Origin of the sequence: Micromonospora sp. NPDC048898 (assembly GCF_043198035.1) — a bacterium.
Taxonomy (GTDB): Bacteria; Actinomycetota; Actinomycetes; order Mycobacteriales; family Micromonosporaceae; genus Micromonospora.
Map to the genome: position 1 here is coordinate 430,775 of NZ_JBICUF010000001.1, position 19,766 is coordinate 450,540.

Below are 19,766 nucleotides of genomic sequence, written 5' to 3' on the forward strand. Positions count from 1 at the left end.
GGTGGGGTGGCGGAGACTTCAGCCTGCCGGCGTCAACGACCAGATTCAACCGAATTTCCGCCCCTGAGCAGGGCCTCAGCCCACCAGGAACTCCATGATCCACTCGGCTTTCATGAAACGGGGGTGTCACCGGGTCCCGGACACCGCGACTTCCTGAAAGCCGAGTGGATCATGGCCGACCCGCGACGCCCGACGCCCGACGCGCGGGCTCGCGGGCTCGCGACGCGACGCAGCGGTCAGAAGAGGACGGTGGCCAGGGTGCCGATCGGCTGGAAGCCGCAGCGTTCGTAGACCCGGCGGGCCGGCAGGTTGAAGTCGTTGACGTACAGGCTGACCGTGGGGGCGACCCGCAGCAGCGCGTCGCGGACCACCGCGGCCATGGCGGCCGTGGCGATCCCCCGGCCCCGCCACTCCGGTGCCACCCAGACGCCCTGGACCTGTGCCGTCCGCTTGGTGACCACGGCCAGCTCGGCCTTGAACACGACCTTGCCATCGACGAAGCGGGCGTACGCCCGACCGGAGCGGACCAGGTCGTTGACCCGCCGGCGGTAGCTGCGCCCGGCGTCCTCGGCCAGCGGGGAGACGCCGACCTCCTCGGTGTACATGGCCACCGCGGCCGGGAAGAGCAGATCGACCTCGCCGGAGCGGACCTGGCGGACCTCCGGGTCGGCCGGTACGGGTGGCAGGGTGTCGGCGGCCAGCAGTGGCTGGTTGGGGCGAACGTCTCGTGCTGGCCCCCAGGTGTCGGAGAGCCGGTCCCACAGCCCGAGCACGGCATCGGCTCGGCCGACGATCGAGGAGCAGAGCCGCTCCTCGCCCGCGAGCAGATCGGCGAAGGCGGCCACCGCGGCGTCGCTCGCCAGCACCGGTGTGAGGTTGCCGCCGAGCCAGCACAGCGATTCCAGGTTGCGCCGCGCGCCGTACCCCAGGATCCGGCCCTCGGCCCTCCACCAGGACAGGCCGCGCGCGGCGATCCGCTCAGCGACCTGCGCGCCCGCGAACGGGTCATGGTCGAGTAGTCGCTCGACCGCGCGGCGCTCCGATTCCCCCAGTTGGCGTACCGGCACCGTCAGCACGACTACCAGCCTGCCAGATCGACCCCCGACCCCGCCGGCCGAGTGACAAGGCGGGCGTAGGCCCGGCCGACGCAAGCCCGGCCGACGCGGGCCCGCTGACCGGCCGGGTCCGCCCGGCCCACCGGACGACCGGGGGCACCAGCGCTCCGCGATCACGTGTGCGAACGCTCCGAGGCCGAGCAGGACCACCGCACCGGTGGCAACTGAAGACTTGTCGACGACGCATTGCCGATATATCGTTGATGCATCAGCGACAGTACGAGATGAAGGAGAACCCGATGAGGTTCCATCGAGAGCACCACCCGCTGCACGAGGCCCGGATGCGGGGATTCGGCTTCCCGCCGGTCCCGCCCGGCCCGCACGGGCACGGACACGGCGGCCCCTGGGGCGGTCGGGGCCGCGGCCGAGGCCGAGGACGACGCCCCAACGTCCGAGCCGCCGTGTTGGCTCTGCTCACCGAGCGTCCGATGCACGGCTACGAGATGATCCAGGAGATCGACTCCCGCACCGGTGGTGCGTGGCGGCCGAGCCCGGGGTCGATCTACCCCACCCTTCAGCTTCTGGAGGACGAGGGTGTGATCGTCGCCAGCACCGAGGAGTCCGGCGGCGGGCGGAAGCGGTTCACGGTCACCGAGGCCGGCCAGGCCGAGGCCACCGAGGCCGCGCAGGCCCCCGCGTGGGCGGACGTCGCCGAGGGCACCGTGACCAGTTGGCACGACATCCGCGACTCCGGCGCGCAGGCGATGAACGCCCTGCGCCAGGTGATGATGAACGGCACCGACGACCAGCGTGAGCGGGCCGCCCAGGTGCTCGACGAGACGCGCCGCAAGCTGTACGCGATCCTCGCCGAATCCGAGTGACGCCAGGCCGCGCCACAGCGCCACAGCGCCACAGCGCCACAGCGCCACAGCACGAGAAGACCAGGAACGCACAGCGGCCGTTCCCCGCAGGGGGAACGGCCGCTGTGTGCAGATGGAAGATCAGTGCACGGTGACCGTCGGGCCGCTGATCAGCCCGCGCAGCTCCTCGGGCAGCTCGGCGCCCATCTCGTCGGCGATCCGCAGCGCCTCCTCGATCAGCGTCTCCACGATCTGCGCCTCGGGCACCGTCTTGACGACCTTGCCCTTGACGAAGATCTGGCCCTTGCCGTTGCCGGAGGCCACGCCGAGGTCGGCCTCGCGGGCCTCGCCCGGACCGTTGACGACGCAGCCCATCACGGCGACCCGCAGCGGCACCGGCAGCCCTTCCAGGCCGGCGGTGACCTCCTCGGCGAGCTTGTAGACGTCCACCTGGGCGCGTCCGCAGGACGGGCAGGAGACGATCTCCAGGCCGCGCTCGCGCAGGCCCAGCGACTCCAGGATCTGGTTGCCGACCTTGATCTCCTCGACCGGCGGGGCGGACAGCGACACCCGGATGGTGTCGCCGATGCCCTCGGCGAGCAGGGCACCGAAGGCGACCGCCGACTTGATGGTGCCCTGGAAGGCCGGACCGGCCTCGGTGACGCCCAGGTGCAGCGGGTAGTCGCACTGCTCCGCGAGCTGCCGGTACGCGCGGATCATCACGACCGGGTCGTTGTGCTTGACCGAGATCTTGATGTCGCGGAAGCCGTGCTCCTCGAACAGCGAGCACTCCCACAGCGCCGACTCGACGAGCGCCTCGGCGGTGGCCTTGCCGTACTTGCTGAGCAGCCGCTTGTCCAGTGAGCCGGCGTTGACGCCGATCCGGATCGGCACCCCCGCCGCCCCCGCGGCACGGGCGATCTCCTTGACCTTGTCGTCGAACTGGCGGATGTTGCCCGGGTTGACCCGGACGGCCGCGCAGCCGGCGTCGATCGCGGCGAAGACGTACTTGGGCTGGAAGTGGATGTCGGCGATCACCGGGATCTGCGACTTCTTGGCGATCGCGGGCAGCGCCTCGACGTCGTCCTGGGACGGCACCGCCACCCGGACGATCTGGCAGCCGGACGCGGTCAGCTCGGCGATCTGCTGGAGCGTGGCGTTGATGTCGGAGGTGAGGGTCGTGGTCATCGACTGCACGGACACCGGAGCACCACCGCCGACCGGCACCGAACCGACCATGATCTGGCGGCTGGCCCGCCGGGGAGCGAGCGGCGGGGGCGGCACGGCGGGCATACCGAGACTGATAGCTGTCACTTCAGGCACTCACCTTGAGAAGAGCGTGATGGGGTTGACGACGTCCGCGGCGATGGTCAGCAGCGTGAACGCGCCACCGATCAGGATCACCGCGTACGTGAAGGGCATCAGTTTGAGGTAGTCCACCCGGCCGGGGTCGGTCCGGCCGATCCGCGCGTACAGCCAGGAGCGGGCGCGTTCGAACCAGGCGATGGCGATGTGGCCGCCGTCCACCGGGAGCAGCGGCAGCAGGTTGAACACGCCGATGAAGAAGTTCAGTGAGACGAAGAGCATGAAGAAGACCAGCCAGGCGTTGTTCTCCACCGCCTCGCCGCCGAGCCGGCTGGCGCCGACCACGCTGATCGGGGTGTCGACGTCCCGTTCGCCGCCGGTGAGGGCGGTCCACAGGGCGGGGACCTTCTGCGGGAGCCGTTGCAACGCCTGCACGGTGCCGACGGCCAGTTCGCCGGTGAAGTCGGCGGTGGCGCCGAAGGCGCCGACCGGGCCGTACGTCACGCGGGTGGGCGTGCTGGGGACGAGCCCGACGCCGAGCGCGGCCACCGGCGCGGCGGCGCCCTTCGGGTCGTCCAGCGGCGGACGCTGGGTCTGCGCGAGCACCGTGCTGGCGGTGCCCGGCTGCCCGTCGCGGACGTACTGGATCTGCGCGGTCTCCCCCGGCTTGAGCGCGCGCAGGGTGGTGAGCAGGTCGCCGTAGTTGCCGATCGACCTGCCGTTGATCGAGGTGATCCGGTCACCGTCGCGCAGTTGCGCCTGGGCGGCCGGGCTGGCCGCGTCGGCGGGGGTGCACGCCCGCACCGAGTTTTCCGGCACCACGCACTCACTGAGCCGGATGACGGCGGGCTCCTGGCGGGCCTGCGCGTCGGTGGTCGGGAAGTCGGGGTTGGGCAGGCCGGCGGAGACGGCGAGGATCCAGATCGTGATCAGGGCGAGCGCGAAGTGCGTGAACGACCCGGCGGCCATCACGATCGTCCGCTTCCAGACGGGGTAGCGCCACATCACCCGCGACTCGTCACCCGGCTCGACGTCGTCGTCGTGCGGGGTCATTCCCACGATCTTGCAGAAGCCGCCGAGGGGGATGCCCTTGAGGCCGTACTCGGTCTCACCCCGCCGAAACGACCAGATGGTGGGGCCGAAGCCGACGAAGAACCTCGTGACCTTCATCCCGAACGCCTTGGCGGTCACCATGTGACCCGCCTCGTGCAGGCTTGTCGAAATGAGAATGGCCAGGGCGAAGAGGACCACCCCGAGCAGGTACGACATCAAGCTCCTTCCACCGAACCCGCGATGATCTCCTGCGCGTGCGCGCGTGCCCACGACTCGGCCGCGAGCACGTCCTCGACGGTACCTGGTTCGTCGAAGTCCGGGGCCTCCTCCAACACGCGTTCGAGGGTGTCGACGATGCCGAGGAACGGCAGTCGGCCGGCCACGAACGCCGCCACGCACTCCTCGTTCGCCGCGTTGTAGATCGCCGGGCGGCAGCGCCCGGCCTTCCCCGCGGCCTTGGCCAGCGCGACGGCCGGGAACGCCTCGTCGTCGAGCGGCGCGAACTCCCAGGTGTGCGCCGCCGTCCAGTCGACCGCCGTGGCCGCCTCGGGCACCCGGTCCGGCCAGCCGATGCCGAGCGCGATGGGCAGCCGCATGTCCGGTGGGCTGGCCTGGGCGATCGTCGACCCGTCGACGAACTCGACCATCGAGTGGATCACCGACTGTGGGTGCACCATCACGGTGATGTCGGCGTACGGCACGTCGAACAGCTCGTGCGCCTCGATCACCTCAAGCGCCTTGTTGACCATGGTCGCCGAGTTGATCGTGACGACCGGCCCCATGTTCCACGTCGGGTGTGCGAGCGCCTGCTCCGGTGTGACCTGCGTCAACTCGTCGCGCCGCCGACCCCGGAACGGGCCGCCGCTGGCCGTGACGATCAACCGGCGCACCTCGCCACGCGACCCGGACCGCAGGCACTGGGCCAGCGCCGAGTGCTCCGAGTCGACCGGCACGATCTGCCCCGGCCGCGTCACCGCGCCCCTGACCAGGGGGCCGCCGGCAACCAGCGACTCCTTGTTGGCCAACGCGAGGGTACGACCACCACGCAGCGCGGCCAGCGTAGGAGCGAGGCCCAGCGAGCCGACCACCCCGTTGAGCACGACGTCGCACGGCCACTGGGCCAGCTCGGTCATCGCGTCCGGCCCGGCCACGATCTTGGGAAGCTTGAAGTCACCGGTGGCCCAGCCGCGCCGGCTCGCCTCGGCGTAGAACGCGAGTTGCAGATCCTGCGCGGCGGACGCCTTGGCCACCCCGACCGCCTCGACGCCCAACTCCAGGGCCTGCGTGGCGAGCAGCTCGACGTTGCCGCCACCCGCACCCACGGCGACCACCCGGAACCGGTCCGGGTTGCGCCGGACGATGTCGATGGCCTGCGTACCGATCGAACCGGTGGACCCGAGCAGGACGAGGTCACGGGGGGAAGTCACGCGGCCATTCTCCCCCACCGTCACTGAACGCCCGCTGGGAGCCTCAACCCTCCCCGCCCGCACCTCGCGCCGCGCCCCGCGCCGCCCCGCCCGCCGCTTCCGCCCCGCGCCCCGCCCGACCTCGCTTGATCAACTCGGCTTTCAGGAAGTCGGGCTATCCCAGGCACTCGGACACCCCGGTTTTCTGAAAGCCGTGTCGATCAAGCGTTGTCGTCGGAGGAGTCGCTGGTGCATGTGTCCGGGGGTGCCTCCTCGCCGAGCAGGTCGGCCGGATCGATGGAGAACTCGAACGGCTCCCGCATGACGAAGCGCGTCCCGGCCGCGGCGGCAGCCACCGGCCGGTACTCCCCCTCGGCCAGCTCGTACAACGCGATGGTGGGCACCCGATTGCGCAGGTCAACCCGGAGGAAGAAGGGCACGGCCGCGGCGGCGTACTCACGTGGGCGGTCGATGATGTCCTTGCGTCGGTTTCCGGGAGAGACGATCTCCCCGAGAAGCGCGGCGTGCCCGATGTCCATCGTCGTGCGACCGCCGCCAGGCGAGTCGAGAATGACGATGTCCGGAATGAAGAGATCCTCGCCCGAGACGATGTTCGTCTCAAGATAGAGCCACAGTTTCGCGCGACGGGCCGCCTGCTTGAGGAGATAGGCGAGATCCAGCTCCGCGTCCTGATGGTCGTACCCGGCATGTGGTGTCACGATCACGCTTCCGCTCAGGACCTCAACCTTGGGGCCGTTGGTCTCCGGCAACAGGTCGAGGGCGAGCTGCGCGGTCCACGGCTCGTCGTGCCACCGCAGCACGTCGAACGACGGCTCGGTGTGCTGCGGCGCCGGCTCCGGCGCGAACGCTGCCTGGGCCATCCGGGCTCACCCCCTCAGCGGGACATTCGGCTCAGCTCAGCCTAGCCACCGCAGCCCTCGATTTAGGGATCGCACACCGAGTCCGTCATTGAGATCTACCACATCTCGAAACGCCTCAAGCGATGATGACTTCCTCTTGACGGCAACCGTGACGGCAACGGCGACAAGCAACTGCAGCTGTTGACACATTGGACATCATCTTGACCACGCAGAGCGATCTGAAAAAGGCCCAGATCGCACGAATAGCGTTCTCGCACATCGGGTCGCTCGATTTGGCCACCTTCGATAAGGCCGTCGAAGCCACTCCGCCACGAAGCCAGCCGATATTAGGCCTGCACGGAGCCTTTTATGCTGTTCAATGGCCGGATCGACACACTCTCCACAGGAACCTCCAGCTCTTCCGGGGCCGGTGTCATTAAGTAAATTCCGAGGCCCGGCAGTTCGAAAGCTAGATCAGCAACGAACTCGGGATTGATGGCAGACCGCCGCAGATCATCGATAACTTCACTAAGGGGACGGTCAAGCAACTGCACCCCTTCCACGAAGGTATCTGCACCACCTATCTCAATCTCCCTCAGTCGGTCTTCCTCGTCATAAGAAAGCATTAGAGTGACATCAAAGTAGGCGTCCACGACTCCCGAGCCAGGAACGCGCTCGAAGGATGTCCGACTTCCAAGCCTTGCTTGGTGGATAGCGCGCATCTCGCCGAAATGCGCCCCGGGCACCCCCACACCTGGAACGATGCTGTACGACGGAAGCATGAATCACTCACCCCGGCTCATTCTGGTTACCGCCCGACACCTTCAAGCATTTGAAGTATCGCACCATCATACTTCGGCCCGAACTTGGAACGTATATCCTCGATGTCCATCATTACAGCACCAGCCGTGTCGCCTGAGTCCCACAATGCCTTCTGCCTGGCACGATAGTCTGCCTGGGCGGATCCTGGACCCCCACCGGTACTGGCAAGTTGGCGATGGTCGGCCCTATCCATTTGGATAGCCCAGCCCCGCGAGAATGGCATATCAGTGGAAGAGTGCGCAGGAATATGGTTGATCTCGATCCCGGCCGGATTGCGCGGCCCCTTAGGCGTATCAACCTTGAGGCCGCCGTGCTGGCCGCCGAGATATACATGTGCCGGATCAGCGCGTGGCTGACGGCTGCCGCACTCACAAGCATTTCCATTCGCATCCGTTCCTCCACCGCAGTTGTGGACGAGGACTGACTCGGTGCCTGCGAGCACATAGTACGTGTGGATGTTTGCGACGGTGAGGTTGTGGACGGTGGCCCACGGGGTGGTCCAGCGCTCGATCGCGGTGATCTGTACGAGGGTGCCGGCGCTCGTCCGCAGCATCTGGCCGGATCGCAGGTCGGTGGCGTCGATCCACTCGTTCAGCTCCGGTACCCAGAACGGGTGACCGTCGGTCGCCGTGACCTCGGCCGTAGCCGACGCCTGGTCGCCGTCGGTGTCGATGGTGACCTTCACCAGGTGCTTGACGCCGTCACCCTTGATCGCCGCGGTGACCGTCTCCACCTCGACCCGGCCCGTCTCCGGGTCAGTGACCTGGACCTTGTCGCCCGGCTTGACGTCCTCGATCGGCTTCGTCGATCCATCGGCCATGAGCACCTTGGTACCGGGTACGAAGCTGTTTCCAGAAGTCTTGCAGGATCCGCCGCTGGAGCCGCCGTTACTCCGCTCGGAAGCGCCCGTGTTTCCCCCGGCTTTTGATTGACCCTTACCGGCACCGGACTTTCCGGCACCGCTCGCCGCAGCCGAGGAGCCCCTCGGGTTAGCCTTCGCCTGGGCGTTCTTCTGGACCGGGTTGCCGGTCTTCTTCGTGGCGTTTGTCGCCTTGTTACTTGTCGTACTGACCTTGTCGGCGGCCTTCTTCTTCGCCGCCTGCGCCGCCTGCTTCGCCCGTTCGATGGCCAACTTCTTGGCGTTCAGCGCCGCCGTTTCCGCCGCTTTGGCGGCGGCAAGGACAGCTTCGGCGGCTCTCTTCGCCGAACGCCAAGCCTGGATGGCGCCGATCGTTCGGTCGATGGCCCTGGCCACCTTCGGAGCCTTGAGAATCTTGCCAGGTGGAATCGCCCCGAGGATCAAACTCCCACACGCCCACAGGTCACCGCCGAAGCAGTTCATGGCGTCGTTGATGCCGATGAACTCCTTCAGGATGGACCAAGCCGAGTCGAGCACCACCGACATCAACGACCGGCCCATGTTCGCCTGCGCCTGGGAGACCATCGCCGCCGACAGACCCGCGCCGGCCAGCGCCGCCGCCGTCTCCGAGGCGGTAAGCGCCACCGACAGACCGGACGGGTCGGACAGCGTCGCCGGGTTGTTGTGGGCGTACGCGTACCCGTTGGACTGGGCCGGGTCGCTCAGGTCCAGGATCGGGTCCGCGGACAGGAACCGGCCCACCGTCGGGTCGTACAGGCGCGCTCCGAGCGGGGTGTAGCCGGAGGCGTCATCGCGGAGGGCACCGAGGAATCCGGTGTTGTTCAGAAGGTTGACGTTCAGGGGTGCGGCACCGCGCTCGTTGCCGAACGGATCCTGCTTGCGGACCCGCACCGGCATCGCCGAGTTGTACATGCCGATTTCGGCGTACGTGCTGCCCTGGTGATCACCGGCGAGGGCCAGCAGGTAGGAGTTGGAAACGGCGTTGTTCGCGTAGCGCACCACAGCGCCACCCGGGGTGGCGTACGAGCGGTTGACGGAGACCTGCGCCCCGCCCCGCTGCACGGTGAGCTGCGCCTCGCCCAGGTTGAGGGTGGCCTGTCGCTGCTGGATCGTCAGCAGACGGGTGCCGCCCGGCCCGTAGATGTGCCGGGTCTCGTTCTGCGCCTCCCACTGCTGCGCGGGCACAGTGGCGCACGCGGCCAACACGATCGGCGTGCCCTCGGCGGTCGCCGCGTCCTTGACGGCCACGCACAGGCCGGAGGCGATGTGCTTGAGCTGGCCGGTCGACTGACGTTCCAACTGCTGGCTCGCGCCGGCGTCGCAGCTCTGCACGGCGAGGGCCGAGCCCGCGGTGTTGGCCGCCGGCTGGATGCACCACTTGTCGTACACGGACAGCGTGCCCAGGTTGGCGTTGCTCTGACTCGGAGTGGCGGTGAACGTGAACTTCTGGGCGGGGGAGTCGTTGCACGGGTACAGCTGGATGGGCTGGTTCGGGACGGCGAGGCCACCGCTGAGGTCGAGGCAACTGCCGGCCAGACCGGCGTACACGCTCTTGCCCTTGCTACCCGCGCCGACGACCCGCTCGACCTGGCCGTCGTAGGTCCAGGACAGCGTCTGCTCGTCACCGTTGTCGATCGAGGCGACGGACTTCGTCTCGCCGGTCAGCTCGTACAGCCGCTCGGCGGCGGCGGTGACCGCGGCACCGGCCGGGGTGACGTAGTTCTTGGTCACCTTGGTCAGGGTGCGCGGCTGGCTGCCGTCGGCCTTGCCATAGGTGTACGTGGTGGTGGAGTCCTTGGCGGCGACGCCGGTCAGGTCCTTCTCCACCAGCTTGGTGCGGTTACCGAGCAGGTCGTACTCGTACTCCTGCCAGTAGCCGGACTTGTCCGGGCCGGCCGCCACGTTGAGAGAGCCGTCCCCGTTTGACCGGGCCTGGGGAACACTGCGCCTGGTCCTTGGCGGTCCAGGCCGTCTTCAGCCGGCCGACCGAGTACTGGAAGCACTGCCGCTCCTCGATGCCGGTGGCCTGCTCGCGGATCGCGGTGACGTTGCCGGCGTCGTCGTAGGCGTAGGAGCGGTTCGAGACGAGGTTGCCGCCGACGATGGTCTTGTCGCCGGTCTGTTCGCGGTAGACCTGCTGGCTGTTGAGGGCACCGCTGGCGTCGTCGTACGACGCCAGGGCCCACACCCGGTACGGCTGGGCGCCGAGGGTCGAGCGCAGCACCTGCCCGTACGGCGAGTAGGTGGTCTCCGCGCCGTACCAGTCCTTGCCGGACACCGAGAGTGGCAGCCCGTCCTTCGTGTAGCGCATGACGAGCTTCTCGGACGGCAGGCTGCCCACGGCGGGCAGGACGGCCGACTCGGGCAGACCGGTGTCGGTGTAGGTGTAGTCGTAGCGGTGCGAGCTGCGCAGACCCCAGGTGTCCGCGACCGACTGCGGCCGGTGGCGGTCTTCTGCCGACCCCGCTGGTCGTAGGTCCAGGTCCACGGGCGGGTCGGGTCGGCGGAGTGGGTGGCCTGCGCCAGTTGGCCGCGCGCGTCGTACTGGTAGCGCATCGACGTGAACGTGGTGCGGTTGGCGCTGGGTTCACTGAAGACGCCTGGCGGATCGCGCAGCGGTGACGTCTTCTACGGCTCAGGATGGACGGCCAGCAACATCACCGCGCTCATCGCCGTTCCCGACCTCAACGGGGACCGGGTGCCCGACTTCTGGGCGCGGCACGCGTCGGGCGGCGGGATCTGGGTCTACTACGCCACCACCACGGGCACCGGCTCGGCAATGATCGTGATGGGTGACGACGTGAGCAGTGTCAAGGCCCTCGGCTGAGACCGGCCGACGACGGGCCCGAGCAGTGACCTGCTCGGGCCGTCGTTCTGCCTGAGAGGCGGTAGCGCCGAGGACCGGCGGCCGGTCGTCAGGCTTGCTCGGTAACGTGCTTGGCCGCCTGAACGAAGGCGGTCCAGGCCGAGGGGGTGAAGGTCAACGCCGGCCCCTGCCGGTCCTTGCTGTCGCGTACGCCGATCGCGTCGGCGAACCCGGCCACCTCGACGCAGTCGCCCTCGCCGCCGGACCGGGACGACGTGCGCCAGACTCCGTCACGCACCATCTGTCATCTCCTTCGCTATCGCCGCGATCACCTCGCGGGACTCGTCGGCACTCAGCGCCCGCTCGCCGAGGGAGCGCCACGCGTCTTCGTAGATCTCGATCTCGTGGGTCTTGTCAAGGTAGACCGCCCCGCACGGACCGTCCATGTAGATGGTGGTCGGCTCCGGCTCGCGCACGTCGGACGGGAAGTCGAGCATGGTGAACGTGCCGGCCTGCGCCCAGCGCACCAGCCCCGCGTCGAGCGGCAACACCCGGATGCCGATGTTGTGCTGCCGCGACGACACCACAAGCGACTCCAGTTGCCGGGCCATCGCCGCACGGTCGCGCAGCGGGCGGCGCAGCACCGCCTCGCTCAGGATGACGTCGAGGCGTGGCGCGCGGGGCACCGCCCGAGCCAGCAGGCGTTGGCGGCGCAGCCGCACGTCGACCTTCGTCTGACGTTGCTGCTCGTCCATCTGCGGCTGGTCGGTAGCGATCACCTCGGTCATGTACTCGACCGTCTGCAACAAGCCCGGGACGAGGTCCGCCTCGTACTTCCGGATGCGGGTGGCGGCGGCTTCCAGGCCGACGTACAGCTTGAACCAGTCCTTGATCGCTTCGCCGTAGCTGTGCCACCAGCCGTGCGCCTTGGTCTCGCGCGCCAGCGCCCGCATCCGCTCGATCGTCTCGGGAGACGCGGCGTAGACCCGGCACATGGCCTCGACGTCGTTCGGGTGCATGGGAACCTGACCGGTTTCGTAGCGCCAGATTCGAGGGGCCGACCATTCCAATTCCTTGGCCGCTGCGGTGACCGTCACATAGGCATTTTCGCGAAGCTCTCTCAGGTATCTGCCAAGTTGCCTCCGTGGGACCGTGCTGCCGGAGTCGTCCACGTCATCTCCCTGGTTGTCGTCGCGTAAGACACCCTGACCCTTGGTCTGCATTCTGCCGCGAAAGATTGCGTTGGGCGAGCACCGGAATGACCATCGTGGATGACCAAGAAAAAGCCAGCCCAACCGAAGGAGGGTCATGGACCCGGTCGACGACAGCACCGAAGACCTGCCGCTGCCGCCCTACGTGACCAAGGAGGACGTCGTGTTCGCGCTGAGGGCCGTCGCCGTGCACGCCGCCGACCTGACACCCGACGGCGAGCGTTGCCGCAAGGACGAGGCCGCGCATCCGTGCCGGCTGCACCGCTGGGGCCGTCGCGTCCTGGAACGGCGCGGCCTGACCGACGCACAGGTGCAGACCCTGATCGCCGGAGGAACGGTGGCGCTGCGATGAGCTGCTGTGGCCCGACGACGCCCGACAACCGGCGACCGCGATGACCGCCCCGTGCTGGATCATTCACCTGCCGACCACGCTGACCAGCCCCGACGAGGCCACCGCCCTGGCCGTGGCGCTACGGGACTCGCTCGGCCACCTCGGCGTTCTCGACTTCGGCGAGATCACGCTGAGCGAGGAGGACGCGCAGTCTCTGCGTACCCGAGTGTTCTGTGACGCCGCGCTCGACGGTGCTGGCCGCTGCCGGCGGCGCGACGGCCACGACGGACCCTGCGCCGCGGTGCCCAGCACGGAAGTGGGGGGGGGGGGGGGGGGGCGGGCGCCCCCCCCCCCCGGGGGGCCGGGGGGGGGGGGGGGGGGGGGGGCCGGGGGCGGGGGGCGGCCCGCCCCCCCCGCCCCCGCGCCGGGGGGCCCCCCCCGGTTTGGGGGGGGGGCCCCCCCCCGCCCCCCCCCCGACTTCCTGGAGAGCGTGTGGATCAGGGAGTGACGACGAACTGTGAGCCCGGCTGGATGACGATGTTGCCGTCGGCCGAGTTGGTGATTGTCACGTTCGTCAGGTTGGCGTTACCGCGTGCGCCGCTCATCGCGAGGATGCCGGCACCGTTGTTGGACCTGTCGATCCGCACGTTGGTGATGGCGACGTTCGGTATGTTGCCGCCACCGTTCTTGAACTGGATGCCGTCGAACGTGGAGTCGACGATGTCGGTGTCGCGGATCGTGACCCCGACGATGTCCCGGGTGGCCGGGAAGAGGGTGATGGCACCGAACTCCTGGTCCTCGTTCCAGAACGCGCCACCGGTGCGGTAGAGCCCGTTGTTGGCGATCAGCGTCGTGCCGGAGAACGGCAGCGGGTCGTGGTCGGTCGCCAGCATGATGCCCGGGTAGTTGGCGGTGTCGTAGATCAGGTTGTTCTCGATCGAGTTGTCGTAGCCGCCGTAGATGGCGATGCCGTTGGCCCGCCAGGGCAGCTGGATGGTGTTGTTGACGAAGTGGTTGTCGTGGGCGATGTCGACGCTGCGGTCCTTGACGTACGGGTTCGCCCAGACGGCCAGGGCGTCGTCACCGGTGGTGCGGAACGACGAGTTGAACACCCGCGAGTTACGCGTGCCGTTGCTGAAGTTGATGCCGTCGGCGTACGTGTTGCGGATCCGCATCCCGCTGAAGTCCAGACCGTCGGCCGGGCCCCACAGGTCGGGGATGTTGTCGTAGTCGCGGCCCACCCAGACACCCACGTTGGCGTGCTCGATCCACACGTTGCTGATCTTCGTGCCGGTGCCGAAGCGCCCGTTCAGACCGACGCCACCTTCGGCGTTGCCGTCACCGCCCCGGATCCGGCCGGAACCGAAGATGGCGATGTCGGAGATCTGGGTGTTCCTGTCGATGTCGAAGCCGAAGTTGCCCTCGTGCGGGTGGTTGATGCCGCCCACCACGTTCTGCGGCTCGGTCAGCGTGTAGAGCTGCGAGTGCCACATCCCGGCGCCCCGGATGGTGACGTTGCTGATGCCGACCTGGTTGTGCGTACCCCGGTTCTGTGGGTCGTCGGTCAGGATCTTCTGCTCCTGCCGCCACTGCCCGGCGGGGATCCAGACGCAGCCGATGACGCCGTTCTGGTCGTCGGTCACCGCCCGCTGGATGGCCGCGGTGTCGTCGAGCCCGTCGTTCGGGACCGCACCGTACGACGTGATCGAGGTGCAGCCGGCCGGCTGGCTCGCCGCCGGTGCCACCTGCTCCAGGTCGATCATGTCGATGACGTAGAACGAGGCGGTGTCACCCGAGTCGCGCTGCAACTTGAAGCGGGTGCCGGCCGGGTACGACTGCGCCAGCAGCGCGTTCGACTCGTCGAAGAGCCGTCGGGCGTCGGCCTGCGGGGTGTTGGTCAGCGCCTCCGGCCCATCGGTGTTGCCGTAGAGCCAGCTGTGCCTCGACGACAGGGTCAACTTCCGGGAGAAGACGTCGTTGACGTAGAGGCTGATGGTCGCCTCGATGCCGCCGCCACCTGGCGCGTCCGGAATCGAGTTACGCACCACGATGGAGTTGGCCTGGTTGGCCGAGGTGAACTCGACGAACTGGCCGGTGCTGGTGAGCCGTACCGACTTGCGGCCCGAGGACTCGCTGGCGAAGTTGGTGTGCCCGAAGGTGCGCAGCGGGTCGGCCTCCAGCAGCGTGCCCTGGTAACGGCCGGCTTCCGCCTCGTAGGAGACGTACGGAACGGCGGCCCCACGGCCGACCACGATCGACTGGCTGTACGCGTTGTTGGTCTCGTTGGTCTCGGCGACCACGTTCGTGGCGTCGGCGGTGGCGGTGATGGTGGCGCCGCCGCTGGTGGCGGTCCAACTGCCGGTGACGGCCACGTTGACCGTCGCGCCGGCAGCGATCGAGGCGGTGTTGGTGTTGAGCGTGGTGCTGCCCGCCACCAGCCGGGTGACGGTTGTCGCGCCGGTCGCGGTGGTGCCTCGGTTGCCGACCGTCACGGTGAAGGTGACGGACGCCCCGACGGCCGGGTTCGGCGGGTTCGAGGCGATGCTGAGCACCTGGAGGTCGGGGCCCGGGGCCTGCGCCACCACCAGCGGTGACGCGGCCGTGAAGCTGTTGTTGCCGTTGTTCTGCTCGACGATCGTGTTGGTCGGGTCGACCACCGCCGAGACGGCGTAGCTGCCCATCGGCCGGGCACCGGCGTTGAACGACACGGTGGTCGAGGCGCCCGCGCCGAGCGCGCCCACCGTGGCGCTGCCGACGACCGCGCCGGCCAGGCTGAAGTTCACAGTGGTCGCACTGGCGGCTGCGGAGCCGATGTTCTGCACCACGGCCGAAAGGGTGACCGGGGAGACCTCGCTGGGCGACGTCGGCGACCAGCTCACCGAGCTGACCACCAGGTCCGGGTTGGGCGCCGGCGTACCGCACACCTCAAGCTCGGCCACCTGCCCGGACGGGGCGCCGGTGTTGCCGGTGAACCGCAACTGCACGTCCGCCGTGGTCGCGCTGACCGGGATGCTCACCGCGTTGGTGCCCTGGACGAACTGGTAGGCCGCCGCCGACACCAGACTGGTGTACGCCGACGACGCCTGGTCGCGGCCGAGGACCTGGATGGTCTGGGTACGGGTGCCCCACGACGAGTCCGGGTTGAGCCGGACGGTGACGCCGGAGATGGAGTGGTTGGCACCGAGCGCCACTGTCAGGTTCTGCGGGTAGCTCGCCGCGCCCTCCCAGTAGGTGCCGAGCTGCCCGTCGTTCGCCTTGTCCGGGGTGAAGCTGAAGGTCGAGCCGCTCGCCGTCATGGCCTTGCCCGATGCCACGTTGGTGCAGGCGGGCGGGTTGCTGCCGGTCCGGGTCACGGTGTTGCTGTTGCCGGAGAGATTGCCCGCGGCGTCGCGCGCCCGGACGTGGTAGGACACGGTGGCCGTCGCCGGCTGGGTGTCCTGGTAGGTGAGGACGGTGCCCAGCGCCGCGATCAGGTTGCCGCCCCGGTAGACGTTGTAGCCGGCCAACCCGCTGCCGCCCGCGTTGTCGGTGGAGGCGACCCAGGTGAGGCTGATGGTGGTGCCCGCCTGGGTGTAGGAGAGGTTGCCGGGGACGCTCGGCGCGGTGGTGTCCGGGGTGGTGCCGCCGCTGCCGTACACCTCCAGCTCGGAGAGCTGCCCGGCCGGCCAGCCGCTGTTGGCGGTGATGGTGATCCGGACGTACCGGGTGGAGGTCGAGCTGACGTCGATCGTGACGGTGTTGCCGCTCGCCGGGTTGAAGGTGTAGGTCTGCGACCCGACCAGATCGGTGAAGTACGAACCATTGGTGCTGCCCCGCACGCTCAGCGTCTGCGTCCGGGTCCCCCAACCGGAGGTCGGCAGCTTCAGCACGACCTGGTTGACGTTCTGCGACGAGCCGAGATCGACCTGCACCCACTGCGGGAACGCGTTGTTGACGCTCTCCCAGTAGCTGCCCGCGCTGCCGTCGACGACCTTCGACGAGTCGTAGACGTCGGCGTGGCCGCTCTCCTGGGTGGGGCGGCCCTGCGCGAGGTTGGTGGCCGCCGCGGCGAAGCCGCCGCTCGACGGGGCCGCTTCGGCGGCGGGGCGGTCGGCGTTCGAGGCACCGGCGCTCGCCGGGTTCGCGAGGGCTGTCGCCCCCGCCGTGGCCATCAGCGTGGCCGCGGCTGTGGCCGCCACCATCCTGAACAGACTCGTTCGTCTCATCACTGTCCTTGTCGTCGGGGACGGCTGCCGCGGCGGCTTGACCACGGGGTGGGGGTGCGGCGGTGGGGACGACCATCAACGGGCCCCTCCAGGAGACCCGTTGAATCTTCCGAGTGCGTGCCAGAAATCCTGCACGCGTTTGTCGAAATCTTGCGTCACTTTGGCCAAAGATTACTGACGTGCTACGGGAGCGTCAACACTTCGACCGACGTGACTATTTATGGCCGTGCGCGCCCTACGGGCTGTCGCGGCCACCGTGGGTGGCGCGGTCCTCGACACATGAGTGATGCCGGTGAGTCATCAAGATGACTCACCGGCATCAGACTTCTCGACGCGCCGGCCTCTCGACGCGCGGGCACTGGCATGCCCTGGTGCTCAGGCGGTCGGTGCCTCCAGAACGAAGGTCTCCAACAGTTCCCCGCCGTACCAGTCGGTGCGCTGCCCCACATGGGTCATGCCCAGCCGCCGGGCGACCGCCATCGACGGCTCGTTGCCCGGCGACACGACCGCGTAGATCTCCGGGGTGCCGGTGGCGAACTCCCGTGCGATGAGCGCACGGGCCGCCTCGGTGGCGTAGCCGTGACCCCACGAATCCGGGTGCAGGTGCCAGCCCGTCTCGATGTCCTCGGTACGCACCGCCTCGTCCCGCCCCGGCAGCGGCTTGAGCAGCGCGGTGCCCACCACCTGGCCGGTCTCGCGTACCTCGATCGCCCAGGTGCCGTACCGGCCGCCGTCGTCGGCGTGCCGGTCGCGCCAGATCCGCAACCGCTCGACGGCCTGGGCCGGGTCGGTCATCGGCAGACCCGGCGAGGCGCCCAGCCAGCGGGTGATCTCCGGGCGCCGGTAGATGTCGTAGATCCGGGCCAGATCGGCCGGATCGTCGGTCCAATCCCGCAGGATCAGGCGTTCGGTGGTGAGAACAGTCATGACCGGCGATCTTAGGGAGTGACGGTCCCGACGACAGGGAAGGAGGACCCGATGGGCAACGGATGGCAGCGCACGAAACGGATCACCAGTGCCGCGTTCCGTCCGGTGCGCGGCCGGGACCTGTCGCTGCACGCCGCCGCGATCACCTTCTACGGCGCGATCGCCGTGGTGCCGGTGGCCCTGCTGGCGATCTGGCTCACCGCCCTGGTGGCCGGGGCCGACCGGGTCCGCCGACTCACCTCGTACGCCGTGGAGGCGCTGCCCACCGCGATCGGCGCGCCCCGGGCGGTGCAGGCGCTCGTCGAGGCCGGGGTGGGGTTGACCCCGTTGCTGGCGCTGGCCTCCCTGCTGCCCGCCTCGCTGTACGGCGAGGGCCTGCGTCGGGCGTTCGTCTCGGTTGCCGCACCCCGCTCCGACGAGCACCTGATCGGCTGGCGGGGCCGGCTCCTGCTGCTGCCCCTGCTCGCCCCGGCCCCCGCCCTGCTGCTGTCGATCCTGCTGGCGCTACCGCTGACCACCCGCCTCGTACGGCAGGGTGGTTGGCTCGGTGTGCTCGGTGTGGTGCTGTCGTTCCTGGCGGTCTGGCTGGTGCTCACGCCGGTGCTGGTGTGGGTGTTCCGGGTCGTCGGGCCGGCCTCACCGGACTGGCTCTCCACCCTCGGCGTCGGGTCGTTCACCGCGGCGAACCTCTCCGGCTTCCTGCACGGCTTCGTGCTCTTCGCCTCGCTCCCGCTGGACCTGGGCGTGCCCTTCGGCGGCTTCGACGACATCGGCGCCGGCGTGGCCGTGCTCCTGTGGCTGTACCTGTTCCACGTGATCGTCCTGGCCGGCTACTCCGCCACCCTGGCCCTCTCGAACTGGCGCACCACCCGCCCCCGAACCCCCACCCCCAACCCGCCGGGTTGAGGGCAGGGGGTTAGGGAGTGGAGAGGGCTTCGGTGGGGGTCAGGCGGGCGGCTCGGATTGACGGGTAGACGCCGGCTACCACCCCTACCAGGAGGGCGCCGGTGATTCCGCCTAGCACCGAGGTCGGTGGGATCGTGGGTGGCCAGCCCTGGTAGCTGGCGTAGCCGACCGTGGCGAGCACCCCGAGGGCCGCCCCGGCCGTGCCGCCGAGCACGCTGAGCAGCACCGACTCGGTGAGGAACTGCACCCGGATCTGGCCACGGTTCGCACCGAGGGCCCGGCGCAGGCCGATCTCCCGACGGCGCTCCAGCACCGAGATGACCATGGTGTTGGCCACGCCGATCCCGCCGACCAGCAGGGCGACCGCCGCCAACCCGAGGAACAGCGCGGAGAAACTGTTCTCGGTGGCCCGTTTCGCGGCGAGCGCGTCCGAGGGGCGGCTGACCTGGACCAGCCCGGGCAACTGCGGGTTGAGGGTGGCCGGCAGCACGGCCCGGACGTCCTCCAACGCGTCCTCCCTGGCCCGCAGGTAGACGACAGTGGGGTGACCGTCGAAGCCGAGCATGGCCTTGGCGGCGTCCCACCCGACAAGCACCGAGCGGTCGAGATCCGGGGAGAGCGGCAACGGGTCCAGGATGCCGATCACGGTGAACCAGCGTTCGCCGATGAACAGCTGGGGTGGTTGCCGGGGGTCCACGGTGGCGAAGCCGAGCCGGCTCGCCGCGACGTAGCCGAGGACGGCGGTCGGGAGCCGGGCCGTCCCGGCGTCGAGGGCCCGACCGCTGCGGATCCGGCCGTTGACAGTCCCCATCAGGTCCGGCCGGGACGCGAGCACACTGAGCCCGGACGTGTCGTACCGGTCCAGCAGCTCGTTGCGGCGCACGGCGGTGTGGGTGTTCGCGACCGCGCTCGCCGTCTCGACCGGCCCGATCCGCGCCACCATGGCGGCGGCGTCCTCGGGCAGCAGGACCGGCGGATCCTGATCCGGTACGGGCTCGGCCCGCAGCAGGTTGGTGCCGAGCGCGTCGAGCTGGTCCATCAGGTCACGCTGGCTGGACGCGGGGATGCCCACCACGACGACGAGCGTGGCGATGCCGATGGAGATGCCCAGGGCGGAGAGGACCGCCCGCATCCGGCGG

15 protein-coding genes and 1 pseudogene are annotated in these 19,766 nt (G+C 69.1%); 4 read left to right on the forward strand and 12 right to left on the reverse strand.

What is annotated here, in order from left to right:
• Positions 1-236: 236 nt before the first annotated feature.
• Complete coding sequence (locus ACGFIQ_RS02055) at positions 237-1,076, reverse strand: GNAT family N-acetyltransferase (RefSeq protein ID WP_393237876.1); 840 nt, start codon at positions 1,074-1,076, stop codon at positions 237-239.
• A 278-nt stretch (positions 1,077-1,354) separates the two neighbouring features.
• Here ACGFIQ_RS02055 and ACGFIQ_RS02060 point away from each other — a divergent pair, with 278 nt between their 5' ends.
• Positions 1,355-1,936 carry a PadR family transcriptional regulator gene (locus ACGFIQ_RS02060; protein WP_393237879.1) on the forward strand — a complete coding sequence of 194 codons (582 nt, stop codon included), beginning with the start codon at positions 1,355-1,357 and terminating at the stop codon, positions 1,934-1,936.
• 120 nt (positions 1,937-2,056) lie between these two features.
• Here ACGFIQ_RS02060 and ispG read toward each other — a convergent pair whose 3' ends face one another.
• The 6 genes and pseudogenes from ispG to ACGFIQ_RS02090 form a co-directional block, all read right to left on the reverse strand.
• Positions 2,057-3,229 (reverse strand): flavodoxin-dependent (E)-4-hydroxy-3-methylbut-2-enyl-diphosphate synthase, encoded by a 1,173-nt coding sequence (ispG, locus tag ACGFIQ_RS02065; RefSeq protein WP_357073235.1) that lies wholly within the window; start codon positions 3,227-3,229, stop codon positions 2,057-2,059.
• A 9-nt stretch (positions 3,230-3,238) separates the two neighbouring features.
• Positions 3,239-4,489 carry a M50 family metallopeptidase gene (locus tag ACGFIQ_RS02070; RefSeq protein WP_393237882.1) on the reverse strand — a complete coding sequence of 417 codons (1,251 nt, stop codon included), beginning with the start codon at positions 4,487-4,489 and terminating at the stop codon, positions 3,239-3,241.
• Positions 4,489-5,700 carry a 1-deoxy-D-xylulose-5-phosphate reductoisomerase gene (gene dxr / locus ACGFIQ_RS02075; RefSeq protein WP_393237885.1) on the reverse strand — a complete coding sequence of 404 codons (1,212 nt, stop codon included), beginning with the start codon at positions 5,698-5,700 and terminating at the stop codon, positions 4,489-4,491. Before dxr ends, ACGFIQ_RS02070 begins: the two co-directional genes overlap by 1 nt.
• A gap of 200 nt (positions 5,701-5,900) precedes the next feature.
• Positions 5,901-6,560, reverse strand: a complete 660-nt coding sequence (locus ACGFIQ_RS02080; protein WP_393237888.1) for a Uma2 family endonuclease — start codon at positions 6,558-6,560, stop codon at positions 5,901-5,903.
• Positions 6,561-6,886: 326 nt separating this feature from the next.
• Complete coding sequence (locus ACGFIQ_RS02085; RefSeq protein ID WP_393237891.1) at positions 6,887-7,321, reverse strand: hypothetical protein; 435 nt, start codon at positions 7,319-7,321, stop codon at positions 6,887-6,889.
• A 440-nt stretch (positions 7,322-7,761) separates the two neighbouring features.
• Positions 7,762-10,821: pseudogene (locus tag ACGFIQ_RS02090) on the reverse strand (ricin-type beta-trefoil lectin domain protein); the annotation flags it as partial.
• Between ACGFIQ_RS02090 and ACGFIQ_RS02095 the strand changes: the two are divergent.
• Complete coding sequence (locus ACGFIQ_RS02095; protein WP_393237894.1) at positions 10,802-11,068, forward strand: hypothetical protein; 267 nt, start codon at positions 10,802-10,804, stop codon at positions 11,066-11,068. The pseudogene ACGFIQ_RS02090 and the gene ACGFIQ_RS02095 sit on opposite strands and share 20 nt — an antisense overlap.
• Before the next feature lie 88 nt (positions 11,069-11,156).
• Here the strand turns inward: ACGFIQ_RS02095 and ACGFIQ_RS02100 are convergent, their stop codons facing one another.
• Positions 11,157-11,348 carry a DUF397 domain-containing protein gene (locus ACGFIQ_RS02100; protein WP_393237897.1) on the reverse strand — a complete coding sequence of 64 codons (192 nt, stop codon included), beginning with the start codon at positions 11,346-11,348 and terminating at the stop codon, positions 11,157-11,159.
• Positions 11,338-12,219, reverse strand: a complete 882-nt coding sequence (locus ACGFIQ_RS02105) for a helix-turn-helix domain-containing protein (protein WP_393237900.1) — start codon at positions 12,217-12,219, stop codon at positions 11,338-11,340. The genes ACGFIQ_RS02100 and ACGFIQ_RS02105 overlap by 11 nt, the downstream gene beginning before the upstream one ends.
• 136 nt (positions 12,220-12,355) lie before the next feature.
• Here ACGFIQ_RS02105 and ACGFIQ_RS02110 point away from each other — a divergent pair, with 136 nt between their 5' ends.
• Positions 12,356-12,610, forward strand: a complete 255-nt coding sequence (locus ACGFIQ_RS02110) for a hypothetical protein (protein ID WP_393237903.1) — start codon at positions 12,356-12,358, stop codon at positions 12,608-12,610.
• Between the two features lie 476 nt (positions 12,611-13,086).
• Here ACGFIQ_RS02110 and ACGFIQ_RS02115 read toward each other — a convergent pair whose 3' ends face one another.
• On the reverse strand, positions 13,087-16,794 hold the full coding sequence (locus tag ACGFIQ_RS02115) for a CARDB domain-containing protein (protein WP_393237906.1): 3,708 nt from the start codon (positions 16,792-16,794) through the stop codon (positions 13,087-13,089).
• Positions 16,795-17,169: 375 nt separating this feature from the next.
• Positions 17,170-17,721: a GNAT family N-acetyltransferase gene (locus ACGFIQ_RS02120; RefSeq protein WP_393237909.1), complete on the reverse strand. Its 552-nt coding sequence runs from the start codon at positions 17,719-17,721 to the stop codon at positions 17,170-17,172.
• A gap of 51 nt (positions 17,722-17,772) precedes the next feature.
• Here ACGFIQ_RS02120 and ACGFIQ_RS02125 point away from each other — a divergent pair, with 51 nt between their 5' ends.
• A complete protein-coding gene (locus tag ACGFIQ_RS02125) occupies positions 17,773-18,627 on the forward strand; it encodes a YhjD/YihY/BrkB family envelope integrity protein (RefSeq protein ID WP_393237912.1) in 855 nt (284 codons plus the stop codon).
• A gap of 10 nt (positions 18,628-18,637) precedes the next feature.
• On the opposite strand, the gene ACGFIQ_RS02130 is transcribed toward ACGFIQ_RS02125, so the two are convergent.
• Positions 18,638-19,759 carry an ABC transporter permease gene (locus ACGFIQ_RS02130; RefSeq protein ID WP_393240301.1) on the reverse strand — a complete coding sequence of 374 codons (1,122 nt, stop codon included), beginning with the start codon at positions 19,757-19,759 and terminating at the stop codon, positions 18,638-18,640.
• Positions 19,760-19,766: the final 7 nt, after the last annotated feature.

Bases quoted from the DNA above. Each gene is read 5' to 3' on its own strand.
- ACGFIQ_RS02070 (WP_393237882.1), bottom strand. From the start codon at position 4,489: ATGTCGTACCTGCTCGGGGTGGTCCTCTTCGCCCTGGCCATTCTCATT.
- ACGFIQ_RS02130 (WP_393240301.1), bottom strand. From the start codon at position 19,759: ATGCGGGCGGTCCTCTCCGCCCTGGGCATCTCCATCGGCATCGCCACG.
- ACGFIQ_RS02085 (WP_393237891.1), bottom strand. From the start codon at position 7,321: ATGCTTCCGTCGTACAGCATCGTTCCAGGTGTGGGGGTGCCCGGGGCG.
- ACGFIQ_RS02080 (WP_393237888.1), bottom strand. From the start codon at position 6,560: ATGGCCCAGGCAGCGTTCGCGCCGGAGCCGGCGCCGCAGCACACCGAG.
- ACGFIQ_RS02110 (WP_393237903.1), top strand. From the start codon at position 12,356: ATGGACCCGGTCGACGACAGCACCGAAGACCTGCCGCTGCCGCCCTAC.
- ACGFIQ_RS02125 (WP_393237912.1), top strand. From the start codon at position 17,773: ATGGGCAACGGATGGCAGCGCACGAAACGGATCACCAGTGCCGCGTTC.
- ACGFIQ_RS02060 (WP_393237879.1), top strand. From the start codon at position 1,355: ATGAGGTTCCATCGAGAGCACCACCCGCTGCACGAGGCCCGGATGCGG.
- ACGFIQ_RS02100 (WP_393237897.1), bottom strand. From the start codon at position 11,348: ATGGTGCGTGACGGAGTCTGGCGCACGTCGTCCCGGTCCGGCGGCGAG.
- ACGFIQ_RS02120 (WP_393237909.1), bottom strand. From the start codon at position 17,721: ATGACTGTTCTCACCACCGAACGCCTGATCCTGCGGGATTGGACCGAC.
- ACGFIQ_RS02115 (WP_393237906.1), bottom strand. From the start codon at position 16,794: ATGAGACGAACGAGTCTGTTCAGGATGGTGGCGGCCACAGCCGCGGCC.